This is a genomic window from Mesorhizobium amorphae (assembly GCF_014843845.1).
Taxonomy (GTDB): Bacteria; Pseudomonadota; Alphaproteobacteria; order Rhizobiales; family Rhizobiaceae; genus Mesorhizobium; species Mesorhizobium amorphae_A.
Window position 1 is genome coordinate 1 of sequence record NZ_JHQS01000062.1, and the last position, 22518, is coordinate 22518.

Here is a 22518-nt window from a genome sequence, read left to right on the forward strand (position 1 = left end):
CCCTCACAGGCGTCGAACATCGTCTCTCACAGCGCGATCCGAAAGGTGGCGTCAGAACACCGCTTACCGCGCGCTGGCGGGGCTCCTACCTAAGCTGCGGCTAGGGCCAAGGCTTAGAGGCACGGAATTTGCGACTGCATCATCATCAGGAAGCGGAGGCAAAATGATGCGTCAAGATGGAACAACAGCGCGAAAAGCAACAACACGGCATGTGCCAGAATGGCGCCTCAACAAGAGAGCGTTTGAGGTTCCGTACCTCATGAAGCTCGGCAACATTGGCCACCAGGAAGCGCTGGCTTTGATCGCTAGGCATAGTGGGGACAGAGATGAAATCACTGCCGAGCTGTTTTCGCAAAGGGGTCGATCACAATTAGCTATCACAACAGGGTTGGACCCATGACCCACTGAGCGTTCGCCGAAAGGTCCTGATCTACACGCCCGACAGCAGCCCCAAGGATGGCTGAACAGTGAGGCATCTTGCGCGGGCTTAGAGTCCATTGCGCTGCATAAACTTTGACGTCAGAAGTGCGACCGCCAGCGGTATCATGGAGGTGTACATCAGAGTTTCACTGCGCGTGGTGACACCCCAGACGAGCATGACCAAAAACAGGACGTAGCCAGCGCCGGCAACTGTACGGCACAGGACTTTCACCCCTAGCCTTAGGCGGTTTGTGCCAACAGTCAGGTTAGGTGCCGTCAGGAGAACTGCCATGATGATCGCGATAGCTGCGGCAAAAGCCCCTATGACGTGGATGTAAGAGAACGCCATAACCCCTTCCTCATGCGTCAGGACGGCGCATTCCCGCCGTTAGAAGCCAAGGGTGCCCCGACGAAGACCTTCGCCACGCCTCGCTGCAGTGACGAAGGGCTAGCGCGCAGACTGTTTCTTGGCGTGTGTGGCGACTGCGCAGAGGAAAGCCAAAGCGGCAGCATCGCACGCAATCCGCGACGGGCCGTTGGCGAAAAGCACGGCGTCCGCAGCCGGTATCGTCAGGCCATGCTTTTCGGCGAAAGAGGTAACTTCGTAAGGCTGATCGTCAGATCGAATGGCGATGCCAAAATCGTAATTCATGGGCTAGATCCTCCCAGTTCGCGGCCTCTTCCCCCCTTTTGGCCGACGCAAAAGTTAACTGCCGGTGCATCGCGCGAGTCCAGCAATTGGGGATTGTGTAAAACGATACACTCCGCAATCGCGCCTACATTTCGCTGTTTTCGATGATGCCGAGTTCGCCCTCGGGCAGGTGGTGCCGAACCGATATCGGCAGGATGTCGAGCAGGAGCACGCCGGCACAGCACCCCCTCGAAAGGCATGAAGCGGCCGGCGACGCAGTGGGTCAAGCCGGGGCTAATCGGCCGCGTGAAGCACCTGCGGGGAGAGGAAGACTTGCGGCATGCCTCGTTGCAGGATTTTCGGGAGGAGTAGCTGGCGTTTCCGAAAGTAGGGGTGGACATTTCCCGGAAACCCACGCTGCTCGAGCGCAGGGAGAATGGCCTTGCGCCAATAGTCCGCTCGCGTACGACCAACGATCGCTGTGGCGATTTCCAAATCGGTAGCGAAAAGCGGAAGCCTGTCTAGCGCTGCGTTGGTGACGGTTCTCGGCTCAGGACTCGTCATATGCGCGCAAGGCTATCCGGCATTTCTACCCAGCCAGCGCGAAACCGACGGCGACACCAAGGCCAAACACGATGCCCGCGGCGAATTTGCCGCCAAGGTCGATGGCAAAGGCGCTGACGACACCGCGCCAGCTCAAGCGGGGACGCAAAACTGCGATCGAAAGCGCGTCAAAGATATGATCATATTTCACGGACGCAGCCCGCAGTTACATCGGATGCCTATCGATTCCACAGATAAACGTGGAAGTCCATATAGATTTTTAGAGCTACAAACTCATATTATAAGGTTCTAATAGGCGTTTTCACATGTTTGTACTTCCCAAACTAGGCGTTTTCGCAAGTTCTTGAAAAAGGCGGTGGAGCGTTGCCGTCGCGATCTATTCATTCTACTGTTGAATTGGCACGCCGGATTCGGGCGTGCTGGTTTCGGCAGACCGGCATCGACGCCTCGATGACAGGGCGCGCCCTGAATTTGTGATAGGGGCGCGCTTTTCTATGCTGGCTCGAGGCGCCTACATCTCGCTGTTTTCGATTATGCCAGCCTCGCCGTCCGCTAGGGGGGTGGGTGCCTTCCGATCGCGCAAACGCACTCCACGACCTTCAGTGGAAGCCTGTCCATCTTCCAGCAGCTCAACGCCTGCGGCGCTGAAGGCATCTTTTATGGATTGCATTGTGTCCAGGCGCCCGCGAACAACCGCACTGCCCCATCCCTCAAAATTCCTGACCGTATTGATTCCAATGTTTGCCGCGTCGGCCAGTGCCTTCTGGTCCATTCCAGCTAGTGCTCGAGCTGCTTTGATTTGGTTTCCTGTTACAGGCATGTGTGTTTCCCAAATTACAATGTGGTGTTTATACTCAAAATAGCGCTTGACCGCAAGCGACGATTCGCAATATGGTTATTTCACCCAACTAAAGGGCGTTTGAAACCATGTAAGGAGCCATCTAGATGTCGAACACCTCAATCACTCGCCGCTCTGTTCTCACGGGCGCTGTTGCGCTAGTTGCCGGCACCGCTGTAACCGTTTCCGCCCCTCTGCCGGTCAAAGCGTGGTCGTTCGATGTTGGGCAGCTAGTGTCACACGCAGACCAGCCGATGCTGGCAGTGGTCGTGAGCCGTGTGCGTTCGAGTAAGGGCCGCGAAATCATAGGCGTCAGGCGCCTTGCCGACGTTCAGGTCATTGATCTGATGATCCTGGCCGAGTCTCTCGTATGTGTTCCCATACATGAGGCGGAGGCCGTTCTTGCGGCGGAGGCCGCTTGGCGCGCATTGTGACCGGATCCGCGAACCAAAAACCCCGCCTTTTGCGCGGGGTTCTTTATACCGCCCGTCGGGCGTTCACGCGTGCGCGAGGAGAACCGCATGAGCCGCACCGCTGCCAATGATAATACACCAGATGCCTTGCTGTGGACGTCGAAACAGACTGCCGCGGCGCTGGGCATCACCACCAAGACCCTGTTAGCGCATGTCACATCTGGCGAGCTTCCATATGTTCCGGCTGGCCGTGGTGTTGTTAGGCCGCGAATGAGCTTCGTTCCGAATGACGTAATTAGCTTCATCGAATTGAGGAGGACACGCAATTGTCCGTCTACAAACCCAAGAACAGCCCGTTCTACCAATTTGACTTCCAACTCGCAGGGCAGCGGTTTCACGGCTCTACGGGCAGCAAAAATGAACGAGACGCGCGCGGAATAGAGCGCGATCACCGAGCTAAGGCTAGGGCTGCCATTCAGGCCGCTAAGGCAGCAAAAGGCGGTCCGCTGACGATTGATGATGCGGCTGCCCGCTACTGGCTCGAGGTCGGCGAGCGCCATGCCAATGCCAAGACGACCTGGACGGACATCGGTCGTTTGGTCGACTATTTCGGCCCCGGCAAACTGATGGTGGAAATTACCGACGAGGACGTTGCCAAGCTAGTTCAATGGCGCCGTGCGCAAACCGCTTGGGGGAAGGTGGAAACGAAGGACGGCACTCCGATGCGGAGGGTGTCCGCCGCCACCGTAAACCGTTCCACCACGTTGGCACTCAAGAAGATGTTCACCCGCGCCAAGCGCACGTGGCATTACACCCTCCCTGCAGAGCCCGTCTGGCGCGATCATTTCTTGGCTGAGCCGCGAGAGCGCGTGCGCGAACTCCGCGCGGGCGAAAGTGCAGCGCTTCGGCTGGCAACTCGGTCTGACCACACACCGGTCTTCGAATTCGAACGCGCTAGCGGACTCCGGCTTGATGAATGCCTATTGCGATGGAGCGAGGTCGACTGGGAAACTGGCTGGATCGTCACGACAGGCAAAGGCGGTCGGATGGTGAAGACCGCCCTCACCTCTGCGGTTCGAACAATCCTATTGCCGCTGCGTGGCCATCACAAGGAATGGGTCTTCACCTACCAAGCCAAGCGAACTCGCAAGGCCGACGCCTCTTACAAAGGAGACGGCGAGGCTCGCATCAAAGGCCAGCGATATCCGATCACCTACAGCGGGTTGACCTCCCAATGGAAGCGGATCCGCAAAACGGCAGGCGTCAAAGACTTCCGGTTTCATGATTTTCGGCACGACCTGGCAACCAAGCTATTGCGGGCGACTGGTAATCTGAAAACCGTTCAGAAGGCGCTGTTTCATGCTGATATCAAAACCACAACCCGCTACGCCCATGTGCTTGACGAGGAGGTGGCTGCTGCGCTGGAGTCGCTGCAAAATGCAGCAGCGAAGTCCCGAACAAAGTCCCGAACCAGAAAACCTAAAACAGCGTAACACGATGTCTTCAAAGACTAATTCGCGTTACGCCCAATTTCCTGGGGGTCAAGGGGTCGTCGGTTCGAATCCGGCCACTCCGACCATTAATAAAAACAAGGACTTACCCCCAAAAGTCCACTCTGATTTTTCCTCTCATTTTCCGCACAGGGTACAGCGTCTCGGAAGCGCGAAACAACTTTGTGCATGCATCCTACACGATGTCGCACACCCCGAACGGCCCCGAGCTGTCATCAAGCGTTTTCTTTGGAAACCGCCGATCGAAGAAATTGGTCGACAAAGATCTGCTCGTCGACGCGGAGAAGTGCAGCAGCAACATTCATGCGCTCGACATGTTTTGCCGCAACTTGCTAGCGAGCGCCGCTTTTGGCATGCCGCTTCCCCGAAGACCGCAACTGAACTAGCGAGTAAAAGCCCGCCACCGTGAGGCGGCAGCCTGTTCGCTAGCCGTCCTTGAAGACAATGTGGGCTACGGCGCCTTTGTCCGCTTTGATCGCAGCATGGCAAGCCTTATCCTTGGAAGTCGCTGTTCCGTGTTTGGCGTGAGCCAACCGAATGTAGTCAAGCGCCCCTCGGGCCGTGTCGCTTCGTCCGTTGAACACATATTCCTCTGATGATGTTTTGATCGTGATACTCTCGTACAGCTTGTTCAGCGGCGGTCCTGGATCATTCCGAATGCTCCCGTCGTGCCGGAGAAAAACCCTCATCTCGTTCGCGCTCATTGAAACCCGCCCGCGCCCACCCAATGGCCATCCCATTAATAGTACGGATCGCGGCATAGCGCGACAAATGAAAAGCCCGCCACCGTGAGGCAGCGGGCGCTAGTTCGGGAGGAGTGTCGGGCGCGGTCCCCTTTGCCCGTGAATAACGGTACGCCTCGCTTAGCTGGATAATAAACTCGCGCCGGTTGAAGCTGTGCATATTCAAGCTGCGTGACTTTTCTGCCACAAGATAAGAAAGCCCGCCACCATCGGCAGCCGGGCAGTTTTGCCCGTACGGATCTGTGAGGTTTGTCACAGACGCATCGACGTATCGGCCTAGGCTACGTGCAGTTTCCTGCAGCGGTGAAAGGAGTGCTCCGATGCTTGTGAATCTTCCTCTTGTCGCAGTTGGTCCCCTTGTCGATTGGCTCGATCGCCGAGCCGATCAGAAGGCGCGGTTGAAGGCAATGGACGAACTGAGTGACGCACCAGACGACATGCTCAGCGACATCGGGATTTCCCGTGACGACATCACGACGTATGCGTTCCGCAGCTCGGCGTCGAGACGCAGGGGCTGAGCAATGAAAAGGCCCGCAACCGTGAGGCTGCGGGCCAAAGCGGAAAGGTTTTCCTCTTTCAGCTATATGGGTCGCAGCCTCGATCCCAGAAGTCATCCACTTCGCTAGGACGATGCCAGCCAGTCAGAAGGTGGGCTTTCCACGAGACTCGATGAGAGCTTATGCCAGTTCGGCCATCTCAACTTTGATCAACGAGGAGATACGATCACACATGCCCGACCCTTGTCGACAAGCTCTGCTCTAACTATCAAAATCGCCCCAACACATGTCGGACAGCTATGTCTGCAAACGCAGACATCTGCCGTCGCTCTTACGTCGAGCTCAGCGGGGAAGACATCCCCACGCCAATGAACGGCATTCGCGGCATCTTCGTTGTCGCTCTTGAATGCGCACTGGTCCATGCTGGTTTGGCACATGCGGCCTATGAGTTTCAGGCCGCTTTGAAACGAACACTGGCCGATCCTACAGTCGAGCAGCGATGGCTGAACGGTGAAGATGTTTTCGCCGGTTTGCCTGAAGACCCGAAAGCGCCGGGAGAGGTGGCGGCTCGGCAGAGCTTTATGCTTTATGGCTGCGGCTCTTTCCTGACCGTCGTGATCGTGATCGTCCCGCTCTACATCGCCGCAAATCACCACATCGATGCTCGCTGGCGCCGACTGGCGCTACATGCAGCGCGACGGCACGGCCGTATTCAGTGCCTAGTTGGGGCATTTGCGAGAGTCGGGTCCGCTGCCGGGGAGACAGCGGACTCAAGCTAGGGCCAAGAGGGGACAAGGCCCTTTATGATCCCTATGCGGGGATCATGGTGATAACACTGGGCGGGGACAAAACGTTCCGTCGCTGAAAGATATAATCCGCCCGATTGCGACGGCGCTTGCTAGTCGTTCAAACGTGGAGTCCCATCCTGACGATTGCCATCATCGGTTGGCCATCTTGTCGCCCAGCATCAAGCGGTAGCGCCGGTCCAGATGATTGATGACTACGTTCGCTTCGGCCGTCGTGTAAAAGATGGCTATGCCTTCCACCACTTCGCCGTCTACGCGCTCAAGGCGATAAGCATCCGGCCGCGGAGTGTCTTTGTAGGCCAATGATAAGCGCTCCCCAAGAGGGGGTATTTTAGGCGCGTTTCAATGAACTTTTCTTAAGGCGGCAAAAGGCCTGCCTGTCGGCGCCGTCTAGCGTTGTCGTTCGAAAGTCGGCTTCCAGTCGCGGTTCCGCTCCCTTTGCTGGCCAGCGTAGTCAGGAATGCATGTGAAAAACACCGGGCTGCGGTGGCGGTCCTCTGCCTTGCATTTCGAGCATCCAAACAGCCTACCAGATCGTCCTGCGGCGCCTTTATTGTTTTCGGAACGAAGGCGCTCAATTCGCTGTAATCACAGATGCTGCGAACTGGTGTTGTTGGGACGAGACGCGGGCCGATGGAACCAGGCCAACCGCGTTCGCGCCTTGATTTTCCACTTCGGCACAAGGCGCCAGTGGGTCCTGCTCAGGGGCGAATAGGGATCCCGCGAGCTTGCTCTCCTGTCGAAATGCACCGCGAGTGCCTGGTCTAGGGCGCACAAAACGGCGTACCGCTCAATCTGTTCGTCGGATAGCTCGCAGTCGGGCACTTTGTCTCGCACCGACTGAACTGCCGAATAGGTCGAAATGATACGTCCGGGACCAGCACAGTCGATATATCGCTGCACAGCGTCAATGACGTCGTCAGGAACAGGAAAGTTAAATTGGCGCAAACTGGTTGTGGTGGGAGTTATCCGCTCTAGCATTTCGCCTTCTGAAAGCCCCGGGCGACGCTGCGCCTGGATAGATGCATCAGCAAGCGCTAATGTTAGGCGCGAGGGCGTTATGCACCGAAATCTGATGCCGGGCGCGATCTTTGGCGAATCTTGTTCGGATACGCATGGGACGGCCGCTATTCGCAAGCGCCAGCAACCTGGCCCGCTAGGACTAAAAAGCCCGCCAGGGCAAACCATGGCGGGCTCGTTGGGCGGGACCCATTTTCGACTATTGCATGGACTGATTTTCGGCCGTCGGTATGTCGATCAAAACGCTTTCCGGCACCTGCAGCGCCAGGGCAATTCGTCTGAGCTTCGACGGATCGGCGTCCTTGCCGTTTTCAATGTCGGCAATCTCATGGACCGAGAGGCCGCATGTCAGGGACAGCTCTTCGACGCTGTATCCCCTGGTTTCGCGGACGGCCTTGAGGGCGCTGTAGCCGGACGTGGCAATCAATTCGGGCGGAACTTCGCGTGTTGCAGTAGCGGGCATTGGCAACTCCGTGGGCTGAAAGGTCTGATCAAATGATGGGTTGCCTGAGACGAGCGGGAGAATGCCCGCTCGCGGGCGATTTGCCAAGCGCCAAAACAGGCGTCACGGCAACGTGAATTGCCGCGAGGGAATGGCTTGCCGGAGCGGAAACCGCGCAAATGCGCCATCTCTCCCGTCATGACTTCCAATCAAGTTCTTTTGAAGAATCGAACGCCGAGTTGATCGACGTTTTCGCGCCCGCGTTCGTTACGCAGATGTCGCTGGCACCGACAGGTCGGGCCAGCCATTTTCCAGAAGGATCGAATCCCATGAATTTGAAGATATTCGCGATCGTGCTCGGCACGATTCCGGGCCTTGCCGCTGCGGCAGAGGCTCAGGCGGCAGACACGATGCGCGTGCGCGGCACGGTCGTCGGCCTTGCCGGATCGACGCTGACAGTGAAAGACCAGGCGGGCAAGACAGATGCGATAGCGTTGGCGCAGGGTTGGAAAATCTCCGGCGTCGCCAAGGCATCGGCCGCCGACATCAAACAGGGCGATTTCCTCGGCATTGCGTCCGTCTCCAAGGCCGATGGTGGCAGCGGCGCGCTGGAAGTCGTGATCTTCCCGGCCGCATTGAAAGGCACGGGAGAAGGCGACCGGCCATGGGACCTGCAACCCAACAGCCGGATGACCAACGGCACAGTCGCCGACGTGACCGATATCGATGGCCGGACGGTGACGCTGACCTATGACAATGGCCAGAAGAAGCAGATCGCGATTCCGCAGTCGACGCCGATCGTGACCTTCGCGACCGCCACGCCGGCGGACCTGACGCCCGGTGCGGCGGTATTCATTACCACCGAGCGCGGCAGCGACGGCACGCTCACCTCCCGGAGAGTCGTCGTCGGCAACCATGGCGTCGTTCCGCCGATGTGAGGCGGCGCCCGCACGGGACGACCAGGGCTTCAGACACAATCCGGAAACAAAATTCTACAGTCGGGAAAAATTGTCGAAAAAATCCAGGACGATAGTCCCGATCGCGGCGCTCGAGTCATCGATATGGTCCGGTGATCTCCAGATTGCGGCCCGCACAAAAGGAAACAATGTCATGAAGAAGTCCCTCCTCTCCGCCCTTGGGCTGGCTTTTGCCCTGGCTGTCTCGATGCCGCTCCTCGGCGCGACCAGCGCTGATGCTGCTCCGGTGCATCACAAGCATCACCGCCATCATCACCGCAAGCATCATCACCACCGTCACCATCATCACCACCACCACAAGAAGGTGGAAGCGAAGAAGGCCTAAGCATACCGGCTTACCCCGACAGGAAGGCCGGTTTTGGTTTTGGCCAAGAGCGGTTTTCCTGACGGGGCCCTGCACCTCGCGGGATGAAGGACGAACCCAAATTCCTGGGTTGGATGAAGACCAGCGCCGATATCCCGACGAGACGCCGCTTCGTCCTTCGCAATTGCCGCCTGCTGCCCACTCTCGTCACCCGGCCCTTCTCGCCCGCCTCGCCATGCGGCTCGGCTATCTGCCCAATCCCGCCTCCATCACGAGCGTATGCGCTGGCGAAAAAACGTCGACCACGATCCATTCTTTGCGCCGCCGACCGGCAAGCTCGCGGCCAAAGCCTGCCAGTTCCCGAAACGCAGCGGGCCGGGCGCGTCCTGCCGAGATCCCGGCCTGACTGCTCGCTGACGACGTCGTGGTGCCAACGCGGTGGACGCCAGATAGGTGGTCGACGCCGGCAATCGTTGACCAACAGCAGCCGCCCGCTCCCTCGAACCGGATCGAAGATCGCACCGACACCGCGCGGCAAAAAGTTGAACCGAGGCATGAACCTTTCCTCTCTCGGCCGCACTAAACCGGCATGGACGCCAAGAAGGCGATCCCCAAACCAGAAGGACGCCATGACGGCGATCCTCAAATCAAAGAGAAGGAAATGCTCAAATGACCAACTTCACCAACTTCAAGCGCATCTCGCTCGCCGCTGTCATCGCCGTCTCGGCGTTTGGCTCGGTTTCGGTTCCGAGCTCGGCTTTCGCAGGCACGCACCCCACCGGCGACGGCGGCGCGGTCTGCAAGGGTTCGGGCTCCTGTCTGGTGCTGCAGCTCGACTGTAAGGGTACCTACACCGATGCCACCGACAAGAACGGCACCGTTTACGGCAAGTGCAGCCAGGTCATGAAGATCGACCCGAAGACCCGGCTCAAGCTCGCCAACTGATCGCCTGTCGTCGAAGAAAATGGCGGCCGTCCGCGCGACGGCCGCCATTTTCTTGTCTGTAGCTTTGAGGTTCAGCGTCTGCTGAGGACGAGGCTGGCGATGAGCCCAACGACAACCAGCCCCACCGCAGCCACGGTCGCCGGATGGTCGCGTGCCGTCCTTTCGATCGCCCTGCCCTTGTTCCTGATCGCGGGCAGCGCATCCGTGAGGCGCCCGGCCAGTTCGGAATAGTAGTCGGAAGCAGCGTCGCGACCGTCCTCGAAGTAAGCGCCACCTCGTTTGGCTACGGCTTTCCGCAAGGCCGCGAGTTCCCTGGAAAGGGTCGCGACCTGCTTTTCGAGGTCAAGATCGGAGAGGGTCGAAAGCGATGCCATGATTGTCTGTCCTTCCTTTTTCAGTGAAGGCCAAACGCATGGCCGCAGAAGCGGTTCCGGTTTTGCCGGCGGGATGTCCCGTGGCGGCGGGTCGAGGGGTCAGAGCAGCTCAGCAATTGATAGAATTGCTGAGCTGCTCTGACTCTTTGCCTTTGCGCAATTCCGGACGGAAAACCGTTCACACTTTTCCTGGAATTGCTAGCGCACCTGGTCGAGCAGGCGCTTGCATTCCAGAAGATCGAACAGCGCCTCCTGCAGCAAGGCGCGATTGTCGCGCGACAGTTTCGACGAGCCCGGCTGCACCGGTCCCTCGTCGTCGCTCTTGCCCATGCCGAAAAAGCGGCGGCTCGGCTTCACCTTGGGCTGGCCGACCAGCATCTCGTCATCCGCGCCACGTGGCTGGGCTGCCGGCGTCAGCGGCACCTGATCGGCCTGACGGCGCTGTGCGATCGCCTCGACGGCGGCCATGTCGCCATTGCCGATGGCGACCAGGAAATGATTGCCGTTCTCGCGCAGCAGCTTCTGCACGCCCTTGATCGTATAGCCCTGGTCATAGAGCATGTGGCGGATGCCCTTGATCAGCTCGACATCTTGTGGCCGGTAGTAGCGGCGGCCGCCGCCACGCTTCATCGGCTTGATCTGGTTGAAGCGCGTTTCCCAGAAGCGCAGCACATGCTGCGGCAGATCGAGATCCTCCGCGACCTCGCTGATGGTACGGAATGCATCCGGGCTCTTGTCCATGGGCGAAATCCTCCACGCTGGACGGCGATTGGGCCTGTTGTGCCGAATCGGGTATTATTTCAGCGGTTTATGAAACAACATTCAAGCCCGGCGTCAAAATCGACCGCCGTTTTCAACCGAAGCTTTCTATGTCCTTGTTTTTACGCAATTCTGGAAATCCGGACGGAAAACCGCTTCCCATTTTTCCTGGAATTGCGTCCTTGTTTTTACGCAATTCCGGACGGAAAACCGCTTCACACTTTTCCTGGAATTGCTGTAGCCGGCTATTTGCCGCCCTTGGCCTTGCTGTTCTGATGCGAGCGCAGGATACGGCTCTTCAGCACATTCGACGACTTGAACGTCATCACCCGGCGCGGCAGGATCGGCACTTCCTCGCCGGTCTTGGGATTGCGGCCGATGCGCTCGTTCTTGGAACGAACATGGAAAGTGGCGAAGGACGACAGCTTCACCGTCTCGCCGCGAACGATGGCCTCGCAGATCTCGTCCAGGACCGCTTCGACGAGTTCGGCCGATTCAGTTCTCGACAAGCCAACCTTGCGGTAAACAGCTTCGGCAAGGTCGGCGCGCGTCAGTGTCTTTCCCCCCATGCGACCGTCCCATCAGCTCAAAAACATAAATCGATACAAGCAACGGCAGAGCCTAAGTAATTGATCCGTCAAGGTCAAGGACCGAACCCGTACGTTCGGCACTTACCAGCGAACCAAAACCGCGCCCCAGGTGAAGCCCCCACCCATCGCCTCGAGCAGCACCAGGTCACCCTTCTTGATGCGGCCGTCGGCGACCGCCACAGAGAGCGCCAGCGGCACGGAGGCAGCCGAGGTGTTACCGTGCAAATCGACCGTAACCACCACCTTTTGCTCGGCAATCCCAAGCTTCTTGGCGGAAGCGTCAATAATCCGTTTATTGGCCTGATGCGGCACGAACCAGTCGAGATCGTCGGCGGTGATGCCAGCCTGCGCGAAGGTCGCCTCGATGACATCGGTGATCATGCCAACGGCGTGCTTGAACACTTCGCGGCCTTCCATCCTGAGATGGCCGACCGTCCCGGTGGTCGAGGGTCCGCCATCGACGAAAAGCTTGTCCTTGTGGACGCCGTCGGAGCGCAGGCTGGCCGCGAGCACACCGCGGTCGGCGACGCCGCCAACCCCCTCGCCCGCTTCCAGCACCAGCGCGCCGGCGCCGTCACCGAACAGGACGCAGGTCGAACGGTCGCTCCAGTCGAGGATGCGCGAGAAGGTCTCCGAGCCGATCACCAGGACCCGCTTTGCCAGGCCGCCGCGGATGTAGAGGTCGGCGGTCGCCACCGCATAGACGAAGCCGGAGCATACGGCCTGCATGTCGAAGGCAAAGCCGTGGTGCATGCCGAGCCGGTTCTGGATCTCGACGGCGGTCGCCGGAAAGGTGTTGTTGGGCGTCGAGGTGGCCAGCACGATGAGGTCGATGTCGGCGGGCGTCAGCCCAGCGCTGTCGAGGGCGGCGCGCGCCGCCGCCTCGCCAAGCGAGGCCGTCGTCTCGTCGTCGGCCGCGACATGGCGCTGCCGGATACCGGTGCGCTGGACGATCCACTCGTCGGAGGTCTCGACCATGCCTTCGAAATCGGCATTCTTCATGATGCGGCGGGGCAGCGCGGCGCCCGAGCCGCGCACGACTGATCTGATCAAAGCTCTTTCCTATTCCTTTGCGTCGACGACGACGTCGGATTTCCTGTTTGCCTGGGCATGCGGATTGCGCGCATGGAACAGATCGAGATCGGCCTCGATGCGGTCAAGCAGATTGTTGCGCACCATGTCGTAGCCGAGCTCGATCGCCGCCGCAAAGCCGTTCGAATCGGCGCCGCCATGGCTTTTCACCACGATGCCGTTGAGGCCCAGGAAGACGCCGCCGTTGGAGCGGCCGACATCCATCTTCTCGCGCAGCCGGTCAAAGGCGCCCTTGGCGAAGACATAGCCGATCCTGGCCATCAGCGTGCGGCTCATGGCGGCGCGCAGATAGCCGCCGATCTGCCTTGCGGTGCCTTCCGCCGTCTTCAGGGCGATGTTGCCGGCAAAGCCTTCGGTGACGACCACGTCGACCGTGCCCTTGCCGATGTCGTCGCCCTCGACGAAGCCGCGATAGTTCATCGAGGCCATGTTGGCCTCGCGCAGCATGCGGCCAGCCTCCTTGACCTCTTCCTGGCCCTTGATCTCCTCGACGCCGACATTGAGCAGGCCGACGGTAGGCCGTTCGATGCCGAAAACCGAGCGCGCCATGCCGGTGCCCAGAATGGCGAAATCGATGAGCTGGTGCGCATCGGCGCCGATTGTGGCGCCGACGTCCAGCACCACGCTTTCGCCGCGCGTATTCGGCCAAAGGGCCGCGATCGCCGGGCGATCGATGGTCGCCATGGTGCGCAGGCAGAATTTCGACATCGCCATCAGCGCGCCGGTGTTGCCGGCCGAGATGCAGGCCTGCGCGGTGCCCGATTTGACCGCCTCGACCGCCTTCCACATAGACGACTTCCAGCGGCCGTGGCGCAGCGCCTGGCTCGGCTTGTCGTCCATCCTGACCGCGATCTCGCAATGGACGAAATCGCTGATCTCGGCCAGCTTGGGGAACTTGGCAAGCTCGGGGCGAACCGCTTCCTCACGTCCATAAATGATGAAGCGGATGTCGGGACGGCGGATGGCGACGGTCATGAGCGCCGGGATGACCACGCTCGGTCCGTGATCGCCGCCCATGGCATCGATGGAAATCCTGATCACGCGGTATTCATCTCACGGTTTGCCTGGCCTGCGACTGAGGGCTTGCCAAGGTACGGGGGGCTCGCGAAGGTTCGGCGAAAATAGCGGTTTTGGGCTGCCGCACAACCGGCTTTTCTAATATCTCGTCCGCTTTCAGGATTTTCCAAGCAGGGACCGCAGCTTTTGCTGGAATTCGCTTTCGGCGGGCTCGGTATCGCCGGCGGCCTCCACCGATGCCCCCGCCTTGCGCGGATAAGGATCGATCGCCAGGCCGAAAAACTGCTCGGCAAGCGCTCCGACGTCGATCGTATTGCCGGAAAAAGTCTCCGGGCTGTCGGGCCCGTCGGCATCCAGCACGATCTCGCCGCCGCCTTCGAAACCCTGCCGCCCGAGCTTGGACTGCTCCGGCAGGAACAGCGCCTCGACCGGCTCGTCGATATGTGCCGCGACCGGGTCGAGTGTGACGATGCAGGCCTGGGTGATGTCAGCCTCGACACGGCCGCTGACCTTGACGCCATTGCGTTTCCACGGCGCTACCAGAAGCTCGGCGCGGTAGCGTTCGACCGAGAGCAGTTCGTGCTCGCCGGCGAGTGCGGCGCGCTGCCGGTCGTCGGCATCGATCACGACAGGCAGTCCCTTGTGCGGCAGGCGGGCGACGTTGGCCACAAAGGACACTGGGCCTCGGGCATCGGCATGCTTCATCTTCCCCTCCTTCAACCTGCCCTGGCCATGGGAAACACCACCGTGCCGGACACGATCGATTCGACCGGCTGCGCGGCGAGTTGCCGTGAGGCATCGGCGACATAGGCCGCCAGCAGCGGCGCCTGCGGCCAGGCGCCGGCATCGGGCCGGACATTGCGGGCAAGCGCGGCAGCGAGCGCCTCGCGGTCGTCGCGCTCCAGCGCATCGTCATAGGCGGCCGTGCGGCCGTAGAACATTTTTGCCAGCTTCTTCATGCGCTTGGGCACACCGACATCGCCTATGCCCAGTTCCCTCAGCGAATGCTCGACATCGAGGAAGAACTCGTCGATCAGCACCTGAGCAAGCTCGGTCGCAGCACCGCTCTCGCCGCGCAGCCGGTGCTGGAACAGGAACATGTGCAGCGACAGCATCTCGAAACGGCCGAGCGGCGTGTCCGGCACATTCCAGTCGGAATAAAATATGGTTTGCCGCGCCGCTGCCACGATTTGTGCGTAGAGCGCCTCGGTGATGGCGCGGTTGGCGTGGCGTTCGCGGCCAAAAAGGCGCTGGAACATTGAGGGTGGTCTCCCGGGGACCGTTTGTTTGAATTGGCCTTGTTGCATCGGCAGGCAAGCTGGTTTACCGGTTTTGCCGCCCAGCGCAAGTTGCGGCCAGCTAATGGAGTTGTTGTTGCGCGCGCTGAAATTCAAGTCGTCTTTTTTGCCCAGGCCCGCCGGCATGGTCTCGCTGCTGGTGGTGGCTGCAGCGCTTTCCGCCTGCAATACGTCCAAGATGGTCGGTGACCTCAACCCCAGCGAGACGCTGACGCAAGGTTATGTGATCGACCAGCAGGCGATCGATTCGGTGCCGGTCGGATCCAGCCGCGAACAGGTGCTGCTGGCGCTCGGCACACCGTCTACGACGGCCACCTTCGACAACGAGGCCTTCTACTACATCTCGCAGACACGTAAGCGTTACGTCGCCTTCGACAAGCCGCGTCTGGTCGACCAGAAAGTGCTGGCTGTCTATTTCGGCGCCGACGGGCGCGTCACCCAGATCGCCAATTACGGCCTGAAGGACGGCAGGATGTTCGACTTCATCTCGCGCACCACGCCGACAGGCGGCAAGGACCAGAACTTCCTCAGCCAGATCATCAAGGGGGCCAGCAAGCTGGCGCCCGGTATTCCCGGCGGCGGCACGCCCTGATCTGTCCTTTATTCCCTTTCTTGCTTCTTCCCTGAAGCAGCAAACATCTCAGGCAGCCAAGAGCCCGCGGGAGCAATCCTGCGGGCTTTTGTTTTGACGAGGCGTTGATCGTCGCAAGAAAAACCCGCGGGATCGCTCCCGCGGGTTTTGTTTTCGAGCGATGGCTCCGTGCTCAGCCGTGCGCGAGCACGGCCAAGAGCAGCAAGGCGACAATGTTGGTGATCTTGATCGCCGGGTTGACCGCCGGGCCGGCGGTGTCCTTGTAGGGATCGCCGACCGTGTCGCCGGTGACCGAGGCCTTGTGCGCCTCGGAGCCCTTCAGGTGCTTGACGCCGTCCTTGTCGACAAAACCGTCCTCGAACGATTTTTTCGCGTTGTCCCAGGCGCCGCCGCCCGAGGTCATCGAGATGGCAACGAACAGGCCGTTGACGATGACGCCAAGCAGCGAGGCGCCGAGCGCGGCAAAGGCGGACGCCTTAGAACCCGAAATCAGCAGCACGCCGAAATAGACGACGAGCGGCGCCAGGACCGGCAGCAACGAGGGGATGATCATCTCGCGGATCGCCGCCTTGGTCAGCAGGTCGACCGCGCGCGCATAGTTCGGCTTCGAGGTTCCGGCCATGATGCCCGGATCCTCGCGGAATTGCTTGCGCACTTCCTCGACGATGGCGCCTGCCGCGCGGCCGACAGCCGTCATGGCGATGCCGCCGAACAGATACGGGATCAGGCCGCCGAAGATCAGGCCGGCTACGACGTAAGGGTTGGAGAGATCGAAGGAGATCTCGCCCATGCCCTGGAAGTAAGGATATTTGTCGCCATTGGCGGCAAAGAACTTCAGGTCGTTCGAATAGGCCGCAAACAGCACCAGCGCGCCGAGGCCGGCCGAACCGATGGCGTAGCCCTTGGTCACCGCCTTGGTGGTGTTGCCGACCGCGTCGAGCGCATCGGTCGAGTGGCGCACTTCCTTGGGCAGGCCGGCCATTTCGGCGATGCCGCCGGCATTGTCGGTGACCGGGCCGAAGGCGTCGAGCGCGACGATCATGCCGGCAAGGCCGAGCATGGTGGTGACCGCGATCGCCGTGCCGAACAGGCCGGCGAGCTGATAGGTCGAGATGATGCCGCCAACGATGACGATCGCCGGAAGCGCGGTCGATTCCAGTGACACTGCAAGGCCCTGGATGACGTTGGTGCCGTGGCCGGTCACCGAAGCCTGGGCGATGGAGTTCACCGGGCGCTTGTTGGTGCCGGTGTAGTATTCGGTGATCACCACGATAAGGCCGGTCACCACAAGGCCGATCAGGCCGCAGATGAACAGGTTCTTGCCGGTGATGGCCATGCCGGCAACCGTGCCGATCTCGCCCCAGCCGAGGGTCGCCGAAGTGGCGGCGCCGAGGCCGACGATGGACAGCAGGCCGGTGACGATCAGGCCTTTGTAAAGCGCGCCCATGATCGAGCCGTTGGAACCGAGCTTGACGAAGAAGGTGCCGACGATCGAAGTCAGGATGCAGGCGCCGCAGATGGCCAGCGGATAGAGCATGGCGGCGCCGAGAACGGGAGTGCCGCCGAAGAAGATGGCGGCGAGAACCATGGTGGCGACGACGGTCACCGCATAGGTCTCGAACAGGTCGGCGGCCATGCCGGCGCAGTCGCCGACATTGTCGCCGACATTGTCGGCGATGGTGGCCGGGTTGCGCGGATCGTCTTCGGGAATGCCGGCTTCGACCTTGCCGACGAGATCGCCGCCGACGTCGGCGCCCTTGGTGAAGATACCGCCGCCGAGACGGGCGAAGATCGAGATCAGCGAGGCGCCGAAGCCGAGCGAGACCAGCGAGTCGATGACGATGCGGTCATTGGGCTGGAGGCCCATGAAATGGGTCAGGATGAGGTAGTAGATCGAGACGCCGAGCAGCGCCAGGCCCGCGACCAGCATGCCGGTGATGGCGCCCGACTTGAAGGCGATGTCGAGGCCGGCAGCCAGGCTGTTCGACGCCGCCTGCGCGGTGCGCACATTGGCGCGCACCGAGACGTGCATGCCGATGAAGCCGGCGGCGCCCGAAAGCACGGCACCGATCAGGAAGCCGATGGCGGCGGTGATCGACAGCAGCCACCATGCGAGCAGCAGGACGACGACGCCGACGACGGCGATGGTGGTGTACTGGCGCGCCAGATAGGCCTGCGCGCCTTCGCGGATGGCCGCGGAGATTTCCTGCATGCGTGCATTGCCCTGATCGGACGCGAGGACCGATCGGGTCGCCCAGATTGCGTAAAGGACTGAAAGCAGGCCGCAGGCGATGACGGCGGAAATGATGGTCATTGCCGAATTTTCCTCGATTGATGGCCCAAAAGAACCCCTCCCTGGGCCGTTGAGACGGGGAGCGGCATTCCGCCAGGCGGATTCCGTCCCTTCGCAGCGGTGTATGCGAAACAGGGCTCGGAACGTCAAGATATTGTTCGGTTTTTGCCCGGCTTTCGGCCAAAAGGCGCAGACGGCGGCGCAGCTTCGAGCGCCGCCTTCCTTTTAGATCGATTGAAATGACGCTGCGGAATAAGGTCGCCTACTGCAATCCTGGGCGGTGCTACGCCGTCTCCTGCCCCATGCGGCGCGCCGTGTAGCGCTCGATGGCCGACAGCCCGTCATAGATCAGCACCGCAAGGGCGGCGACGATCAGGCCGCCCTGCAGGACGAAGGCGAGGTTGTTCGACAGCAGGCCGGCGATGATCACCTCGCCCAGCGTCTTGGCCGCCACCGTCGAGCCGATGGTGGCGGTGGCGAGGCTGATGACCACCGACAGCCTTATGCCGCCGAGGATGATCGGGGCACTCAGCGGCAACTCGACCTTGGTGAGCCTTTGCCAACCGGTCATGCCGGCGCCGCGCGCCGCCTCCATGACATTGGCCGGCAGCGTCGTGAGACCAGTCAGCGCGTTCTCGAAGATCGGCAAGAGGCCATAGAGAAACAGCGCGATCAGCGTCGGCTTCTCGCCGAAGCCGACGGCGGGCACGGCCAGCGCCAGCACCGCCACCGGCGGAAAGGTCTGGCCGATATTGACCAGGCTGCGCGACAGCGGCAGGAACTCGGCGCCGGCCGGCCTGGTGACGAGGATGGCGAGCGCCACGGCGACGATGGTCGCGGCCACGGTAGCAATCAGCACGGTCCTCAGATGCAGGAACGTCAGCGTCAGCAGGCTGCCCTGATTGTAGATCGCCGGCGCCCCGTTCTCGGTCAGCGGCTTCAGAAGCGGCTGGAACCAGCCGGGATTGGTGACGAAGGCGACGAGCAGCACCACCAGCAAAAGCCTGAGCAGCGAGGGCAGCCAGGCCTTCATGCCGGCCTCGCCGCGCGTTTAACCAGCCCGTCCACAGTGACGCGGCCGAGCGGCTTGCCGTCTTCGCCCTTGACCGGCAGCGCCGGGCGGCCGGACCAGAGCAGCTCAGCCAGCGCGTCGCGCTGGCTGGCATCGCCGGGGATCGCCTCGCCTTCGGCGGTCCCCTTCTCCACCGCGTCGCTGACGCGGCCGAGCGACAGCAGCCTGAACGGCTTTTCGCTGGCGCCGACGAGGGTCTCGACGAAGGCGCTGGCCGGCTTCGCCAGGATCTCGGCGGGCTTGGCGTATTGCACCAGCTTGCCGGCATCCATGACGGCGATCTTGTCGCCCATGTGCACGGCCTCCTCCATGTCATGGGTGACGAGGATGATGGTGGTGCCGAAGCGCTTCTGGATCGCCAGCAGATCCTCCTGCGCCTTGTTGCGGATGATCGGGTCGAGCGCGCCGAACGGCTCGTCCATCAAAAGCACATTGGGTTCGGCGGCAAGCGCACGGGCGACGCCGACACGCTGCTGCTGGCCGCCGGACAGCTCGTGCGGATAGCGCGGCCCGTAAGCCTCGGGATCAAGCTGGTAGAGCGTCATCAATTCATCGACGCGCGCCTTTATGCGGGCCTTGTCCCAGCCGAGCAGCACCGGCACGGTGGCGATGTTCTGTGCCACGGTGCGGTGCGGAAACAGGCCGTGACCCTGAATGGCATAGCCGATGCTGCGGCGCAGCTCATAGCCCGGCAACGAGCGGTTGTCTTTGCCGTCGAGCTTGATGATGCCCGCGGTCGGCTCGACCAGCCGGTTGATCATGCGCAAAAGCGTCGTCTTGCCGGAGCCGGAGGTGCCTACGATGACAGCAATGGTGCGCGGCTCGATCACCATCGACACGTCGTCGACGACGGTCGTTTCGTCATAGCGCTTGGTAATGCCTTCGATCTCGATCATGCCGTTTCAACCCTGCGCTTGGTGGCGGTCATTTCGATCACTGCGTCGAGGATGATGGCTGCGGCAAAGGCGAGCGCAACCGTTGGCACCGCGCCGAGCAGCACCAGATCCATCGCCGTCTGGCCGACACCTTGGAAGACGAACACGCCAAAACCGCCGCCGCCGATCAGCGCGGCGATGGTAGCAAGGCCGATGTTCTGGACCAGGACGATGCGGATGCCGGTGAGGATGACCGGAAAGGCCAGTGGAAACTCGACACCGAACAGGCGCTGGCGGTCGGTCATGCCCATGCCGCGCGCGGCGTCGTTGGCCGCGCGTGGCACGCCGGCGAGGCCGACCACGGTGTTGGCCACCACCGGCAGCAGCGAATAGAGAAACAAAGCGACGAAAGCGGGCGCGGTGCCGATGCCTCTGATACCGAGCGCGGCAGCACCCGGCACGTGCGCGGCGACCCAGCCGAGCGGCGCGATCAAGAGGCCGAACAACGCGATCGAGGGGATGGTCTGGATGATGTTCAGCACGTTGAGCACCCCTGCCCGCAATTTTTCGACGCGGTGGCAGAGAATGCCGAGCGGCAGGCCGACAATCACTGCGGCGGCCAGCGAACCCAGCGCCAGCGTGACGTGCTTGGAGCCTTCGGCCCAGAAACTGTCGGCACGGTTGGCATATTCCTTGAGGATCGACAGGCTGTTCCATTGCCCCGATATCAACAGCAGGCCGATGGCCAGAGCCGCGACGACCAGCACACCGACGCGCGCCCAAGGTGACAGATTCAGACGCGTCAGCACGTCGGCCAACAGAAGTGTGAAGGCGAAGATCAGCAGCCAGAAGCCGGAGGCCGGCGAGATGCGAGCGAAGGTATTGCCCGCCGGCGTGAGAAAGCTGCCGGCGATGCCGATCAGGATGGCGAGAGCTATCAGCGCCACCACGCTGGCGGCGAGGCGCAGGACGAGCGGGGTTTTCAGCAAGGCAATGAGCGCGCCGACAATCACGATCGCCAGCAGCAGCGGCCCGACCGCAGTCGGCAACGCCTCGAGGACGGAGCGCGCCTCGCCGGGCACGATTCGGTTGGCGCGGAAGGTGGCGAACGGGGCAACGAGCGCCGCATAGGCCGCGATCGCGGCGATGACCACGCCGAGCTTGTCGAAGCGGATGGTCATGAGGCGCGCCCGTACGCAACGGCTTGCCCTGATGCCGTTACAGGATTGTCAGCTATGCGCGAGGCACCCCCCTCTGGCCTGCCGGCCATCTCCCCCTCAAGGGGGGAGATCGGATGTCGCGCGGGCTTTCGCCAATTGTCAGCGCGGCAAGATGTGTGCCTGCGCCGGAGCTGCCAATCTCCCCCCTTGAGGGGGAGATGGCCGGCAGGCCAGAGGGGGGTGCCTCGCACCAGCGTCACGATTTCAGCTGGCTACTTCAAAAACCCGTTCTTCTTCAAAAAGTCCTCCGCCACCCCCTTGACCGGCTCGCCGCCGACCTGCACGCGGCCGTTGAGTTCCTGCAGCGTGACCAAATCGAGTTTGGCGAAGACCGGTTTCAACAACGTCTCGATCTCGGGATGCTCCTTCAGCACCGCTTCGCGGATGATCGGCGCCGGCTGGTAGACGGGTTGCACGCCCTTGTCGTCGTCGAGCGCGACAAGACCGGAGGGCGCGATGCCACCGTCGGTGCCATAGACCATGGCGGCATTGGCGCCATTGGTCTGGTTGGCCGCCGCCGCAATGGTCGCAGCGGTGTCGCCACCGGAGAGCGTGATCAGCTGGTCGGGTTTCAGCGTGAAGCCATAAGTGGTCTGGAAGGCCGGCAGTGCAGCCGCCGAATTGACGAACTCTGCCGAAGCCGCGAGCACCACCTTGCCGCCGCCGGCGACGTATTTGCCGAAGTCGGAGAGCGTCGCCAGCTTGTTCTCGTCGGCGACTTCCTTGCGCAGCGCGATCGCCCAGGTGTTGTTGGCCGGTGACGGCGACAGCCAGACGATCTTGTTGGCGTCATAGTCAAGCTTCTTGGCAGTCTCGTAAGCCTTGGCGGCGTCCTTCCACACCGGGTCGTCGGCCTTCTCGAAGAAGAAGGCGGCGTTGCCGGTGTATTCGGGATAGATGTCGATCTCACCGGCGCTGATCGCCTTGCGCACCACCGGCGTGCCGCCGAGCTGGATGCGGTCGGTGGTCTTGATGTTGTTGGCGTTCAGCACCAGCTGGATGATGTTGCCGAGCACGCCGCCCTCGGTGTCGATCTTCGAGGAGACGACCACCTGGGCATTTGCCGAGGCCGCGGAAATACCGAGCGCAAGCGCGGCGCCGGCCAGGAGCTTGATTGAAAACATGATGGGAATCCCTTGCTGTGAACCGGACTACGGTTGCCGCATATGAGCATGGCTTCAACGCCCCGTCGGGGCACACGGTTTCATAACAAGAGAGATGCACG

The 22518-nt window shown here is 61.3% G+C and carries 25 protein-coding genes; 7 read left to right on the top strand and 18 right to left on the bottom strand.

Translation table 11 applies throughout. From position 1 onward, the window contains the following. Nucleotides 1-487: 487 nt before the first annotated feature. The 3 genes from DH08_RS28465 to DH08_RS28475 form a co-directional block, all read right to left on the bottom strand. Nucleotides 488-769, bottom strand: a complete 282-nt coding sequence (locus DH08_RS28465; protein ID WP_192182595.1) for a hypothetical protein — start codon at nucleotides 767-769, stop codon at nucleotides 488-490. An 871-nt stretch (nucleotides 770-1640) separates the two neighbouring features. After that, nucleotides 1641-1805, bottom strand: coding sequence for a hypothetical protein (locus tag DH08_RS28470; protein WP_192182596.1), 165 nt, complete (start codon nucleotides 1803-1805; stop codon nucleotides 1641-1643). A gap of 321 nt (nucleotides 1806-2126) precedes the next feature. Further along, nucleotides 2127-2435, bottom strand: a complete 309-nt coding sequence (locus DH08_RS28475) for a helix-turn-helix domain-containing protein (RefSeq protein WP_192182597.1) — start codon at nucleotides 2433-2435, stop codon at nucleotides 2127-2129. Between the two features lie 757 nt (nucleotides 2436-3192). Between DH08_RS28475 and DH08_RS28480 the strand changes: the two genes are divergently transcribed. Beyond that, nucleotides 3193-4359 (top strand): tyrosine-type recombinase/integrase, encoded by a 1167-nt coding sequence (locus DH08_RS28480; RefSeq protein WP_192182598.1) that lies wholly within the window; start codon nucleotides 3193-3195, stop codon nucleotides 4357-4359. Nucleotides 4360-4802: 443 nt separating this feature from the next. Here the strand turns inward: DH08_RS28480 and DH08_RS28485 are convergent, their stop codons facing one another. Then, the gene (locus tag DH08_RS28485; protein ID WP_192182599.1) at nucleotides 4803-5081 is read right to left on the bottom strand and encodes a hypothetical protein; all 279 of its coding nucleotides are present in this window, start codon (nucleotides 5079-5081) and stop codon (nucleotides 4803-4805) included. Nucleotides 5082-5440: 359 nt separating this feature from the next. Between DH08_RS28485 and DH08_RS28490 the strand changes: the two genes are divergently transcribed. Both DH08_RS28490 and DH08_RS28495 read left to right on the top strand, forming a co-directional pair. Continuing rightward, nucleotides 5441-5638: a DUF1127 domain-containing protein gene (locus DH08_RS28490; protein WP_192182600.1), complete on the top strand. Its 198-nt coding sequence runs from the start codon at nucleotides 5441-5443 to the stop codon at nucleotides 5636-5638. Between the two features lie 347 nt (nucleotides 5639-5985). Next, nucleotides 5986-6396, top strand: a complete 411-nt coding sequence (locus DH08_RS28495; RefSeq protein ID WP_192182601.1) for a hypothetical protein — start codon at nucleotides 5986-5988, stop codon at nucleotides 6394-6396. Between the two features lie 159 nt (nucleotides 6397-6555). On the opposite strand, the gene DH08_RS28500 is transcribed toward DH08_RS28495, so the two are convergent. Together DH08_RS28500 and DH08_RS28505 are read right to left on the bottom strand one after the other, a co-directional pair. After that, nucleotides 6556-6726, bottom strand: coding sequence for a hypothetical protein (locus DH08_RS28500; RefSeq protein WP_192182602.1), 171 nt, complete (start codon nucleotides 6724-6726; stop codon nucleotides 6556-6558). Nucleotides 6727-7642: 916 nt separating this feature from the next. Continuing rightward, a complete protein-coding gene (locus DH08_RS28505) occupies nucleotides 7643-7906 on the bottom strand; it encodes a helix-turn-helix domain-containing protein (RefSeq protein ID WP_192182603.1) in 264 nt (87 codons plus the stop codon). Between the two features lie 308 nt (nucleotides 7907-8214). Here DH08_RS28505 and DH08_RS28510 point away from each other — a divergent pair, with 308 nt between their 5' ends. From DH08_RS28510 to DH08_RS28520, 3 genes are all read left to right on the top strand, one after another. Beyond that, on the top strand, nucleotides 8215-8823 hold the full coding sequence (locus tag DH08_RS28510; protein ID WP_192182734.1) for a hypothetical protein: 609 nt from the start codon (nucleotides 8215-8217) through the stop codon (nucleotides 8821-8823). Between the two features lie 172 nt (nucleotides 8824-8995). Continuing rightward, nucleotides 8996-9187 (top strand): hypothetical protein, encoded by a 192-nt coding sequence (locus tag DH08_RS28515; RefSeq protein ID WP_192182604.1) that lies wholly within the window; start codon nucleotides 8996-8998, stop codon nucleotides 9185-9187. Between the two features lie 648 nt (nucleotides 9188-9835). Then, a complete protein-coding gene (locus DH08_RS28520; RefSeq protein WP_006201888.1) occupies nucleotides 9836-10111 on the top strand; it encodes a hypothetical protein in 276 nt (91 codons plus the stop codon). 71 nt (nucleotides 10112-10182) lie between these two features. Here DH08_RS28520 and DH08_RS28525 read toward each other — a convergent pair whose 3' ends face one another. From DH08_RS28525 to DH08_RS28555, 7 genes are all read right to left on the bottom strand, one after another. Further along, complete coding sequence (locus DH08_RS28525; protein WP_192182605.1) at nucleotides 10183-10485, bottom strand: hypothetical protein; 303 nt, start codon at nucleotides 10483-10485, stop codon at nucleotides 10183-10185. 198 nt (nucleotides 10486-10683) lie between these two features. Continuing rightward, the gene (locus DH08_RS28530) at nucleotides 10684-11226 is read right to left on the bottom strand and encodes a MerR family transcriptional regulator (protein ID WP_120015907.1); all 543 of its coding nucleotides are present in this window, start codon (nucleotides 11224-11226) and stop codon (nucleotides 10684-10686) included. Between the two features lie 263 nt (nucleotides 11227-11489). Continuing rightward, nucleotides 11490-11813, bottom strand: a complete 324-nt coding sequence (locus DH08_RS28535; protein WP_006201891.1) for an integration host factor subunit alpha — start codon at nucleotides 11811-11813, stop codon at nucleotides 11490-11492. Nucleotides 11814-11915: 102 nt separating this feature from the next. Further along, nucleotides 11916-12887 (bottom strand): beta-ketoacyl-ACP synthase III, encoded by a 972-nt coding sequence (locus tag DH08_RS28540; RefSeq protein WP_192182606.1) that lies wholly within the window; start codon nucleotides 12885-12887, stop codon nucleotides 11916-11918. A gap of 9 nt (nucleotides 12888-12896) precedes the next feature. Beyond that, on the bottom strand, nucleotides 12897-13967 hold the full coding sequence (plsX, locus tag DH08_RS28545; RefSeq protein ID WP_192182607.1) for a phosphate acyltransferase PlsX: 1071 nt from the start codon (nucleotides 13965-13967) through the stop codon (nucleotides 12897-12899). Nucleotides 13968-14099: 132 nt separating this feature from the next. Continuing rightward, nucleotides 14100-14648 (bottom strand): YceD family protein, encoded by a 549-nt coding sequence (locus DH08_RS28550; RefSeq protein WP_192182608.1) that lies wholly within the window; start codon nucleotides 14646-14648, stop codon nucleotides 14100-14102. A gap of 11 nt (nucleotides 14649-14659) precedes the next feature. After that, a complete protein-coding gene (locus DH08_RS28555; RefSeq protein WP_192182609.1) occupies nucleotides 14660-15202 on the bottom strand; it encodes a ubiquinol-cytochrome C chaperone family protein in 543 nt (180 codons plus the stop codon). Nucleotides 15203-15317: 115 nt separating this feature from the next. Between DH08_RS28555 and DH08_RS28560 the strand changes: the two genes are divergently transcribed. Then, nucleotides 15318-15833: an outer membrane protein assembly factor BamE gene (locus tag DH08_RS28560; protein WP_192182610.1), complete on the top strand. Its 516-nt coding sequence runs from the start codon at nucleotides 15318-15320 to the stop codon at nucleotides 15831-15833. A gap of 172 nt (nucleotides 15834-16005) precedes the next feature. Here DH08_RS28560 and DH08_RS28565 read toward each other — a convergent pair whose 3' ends face one another. From DH08_RS28565 to osmF, 5 genes are all read right to left on the bottom strand, one after another. Then, the gene (locus DH08_RS28565; RefSeq protein ID WP_192182611.1) at nucleotides 16006-18147 is read right to left on the bottom strand and encodes a sodium-translocating pyrophosphatase; all 2142 of its coding nucleotides are present in this window, start codon (nucleotides 18145-18147) and stop codon (nucleotides 16006-16008) included. Between the two features lie 262 nt (nucleotides 18148-18409). Then, on the bottom strand, nucleotides 18410-19159 hold the full coding sequence (locus DH08_RS28570) for an ABC transporter permease (RefSeq protein ID WP_192182612.1): 750 nt from the start codon (nucleotides 19157-19159) through the stop codon (nucleotides 18410-18412). Continuing rightward, nucleotides 19156-20094 carry an ABC transporter ATP-binding protein gene (locus tag DH08_RS28575; protein ID WP_192182613.1) on the bottom strand — a complete coding sequence of 313 codons (939 nt, stop codon included), beginning with the start codon at nucleotides 20092-20094 and terminating at the stop codon, nucleotides 19156-19158. The genes DH08_RS28570 and DH08_RS28575 overlap by 4 nt, the downstream gene beginning before the upstream one ends. After that, entirely contained in the window at nucleotides 20091-21254 is a 1164-nt protein-coding gene (locus DH08_RS28580; RefSeq protein WP_192182614.1) for an ABC transporter permease, read from the bottom strand. The genes DH08_RS28575 and DH08_RS28580 overlap by 4 nt, the downstream gene beginning before the upstream one ends. 251 nt (nucleotides 21255-21505) lie before the next feature. Next, complete coding sequence (gene osmF / locus DH08_RS28585; protein ID WP_192182615.1) at nucleotides 21506-22417, bottom strand: glycine betaine ABC transporter substrate-binding protein OsmF; 912 nt, start codon at nucleotides 22415-22417, stop codon at nucleotides 21506-21508. Between the last annotated feature and the right edge of the window lie 101 nt (nucleotides 22418-22518).

What these genes read in the sequence shown, in the direction of transcription:
- DH08_RS28555 (WP_192182609.1), bottom strand. Translation starts at nt 15,202, where the DNA reads ATGTTCCAGCGCCTTTTTGGCCGCGAACGCCACGCCAACCGCGCCATC.
- osmF (WP_192182615.1), bottom strand. Translation starts at nt 22,417, where the DNA reads ATGTTTTCAATCAAGCTCCTGGCCGGCGCCGCGCTTGCGCTCGGTATT.
- DH08_RS28565 (WP_192182611.1), bottom strand. Translation starts at nt 18,147, where the DNA reads ATGACCATCATTTCCGCCGTCATCGCCTGCGGCCTGCTTTCAGTCCTT.
- DH08_RS28515 (WP_192182604.1), top strand. Translation starts at nt 8,996, where the DNA reads ATGAAGAAGTCCCTCCTCTCCGCCCTTGGGCTGGCTTTTGCCCTGGCT.
- DH08_RS28475 (WP_192182597.1), bottom strand. Translation starts at nt 2,435, where the DNA reads ATGCCTGTAACAGGAAACCAAATCAAAGCAGCTCGAGCACTAGCTGGA.
- DH08_RS28510 (WP_192182734.1), top strand. Translation starts at nt 8,215, where the DNA reads ATGAATTTGAAGATATTCGCGATCGTGCTCGGCACGATTCCGGGCCTT.
- DH08_RS28490 (WP_192182600.1), top strand. Translation starts at nt 5,441, where the DNA reads ATGCTTGTGAATCTTCCTCTTGTCGCAGTTGGTCCCCTTGTCGATTGG.
- DH08_RS28580 (WP_192182614.1), bottom strand. Translation starts at nt 21,254, where the DNA reads ATGACCATCCGCTTCGACAAGCTCGGCGTGGTCATCGCCGCGATCGCG.
- DH08_RS28485 (WP_192182599.1), bottom strand. Translation starts at nt 5,081, where the DNA reads ATGAGCGCGAACGAGATGAGGGTTTTTCTCCGGCACGACGGGAGCATT.
- DH08_RS28575 (WP_192182613.1), bottom strand. Translation starts at nt 20,094, where the DNA reads ATGATCGAGATCGAAGGCATTACCAAGCGCTATGACGAAACGACCGTC.
- DH08_RS28465 (WP_192182595.1), bottom strand. Translation starts at nt 769, where the DNA reads ATGGCGTTCTCTTACATCCACGTCATAGGGGCTTTTGCCGCAGCTATC.
- DH08_RS28535 (WP_006201891.1), bottom strand. Translation starts at nt 11,813, where the DNA reads ATGGGGGGAAAGACACTGACGCGCGCCGACCTTGCCGAAGCTGTTTAC.
- DH08_RS28505 (WP_192182603.1), bottom strand. Translation starts at nt 7,906, where the DNA reads ATGCCCGCTACTGCAACACGCGAAGTTCCGCCCGAATTGATTGCCACG.
- DH08_RS28525 (WP_192182605.1), bottom strand. Translation starts at nt 10,485, where the DNA reads ATGGCATCGCTTTCGACCCTCTCCGATCTTGACCTCGAAAAGCAGGTC.
- DH08_RS28520 (WP_006201888.1), top strand. Translation starts at nt 9,836, where the DNA reads ATGACCAACTTCACCAACTTCAAGCGCATCTCGCTCGCCGCTGTCATC.
- DH08_RS28570 (WP_192182612.1), bottom strand. Translation starts at nt 19,159, where the DNA reads ATGAAGGCCTGGCTGCCCTCGCTGCTCAGGCTTTTGCTGGTGGTGCTG.
- DH08_RS28550 (WP_192182608.1), bottom strand. Translation starts at nt 14,648, where the DNA reads ATGAAGCATGCCGATGCCCGAGGCCCAGTGTCCTTTGTGGCCAACGTC.
- DH08_RS28495 (WP_192182601.1), top strand. Translation starts at nt 5,986, where the DNA reads ATGAACGGCATTCGCGGCATCTTCGTTGTCGCTCTTGAATGCGCACTG.
- DH08_RS28530 (WP_120015907.1), bottom strand. Translation starts at nt 11,226, where the DNA reads ATGGACAAGAGCCCGGATGCATTCCGTACCATCAGCGAGGTCGCGGAG.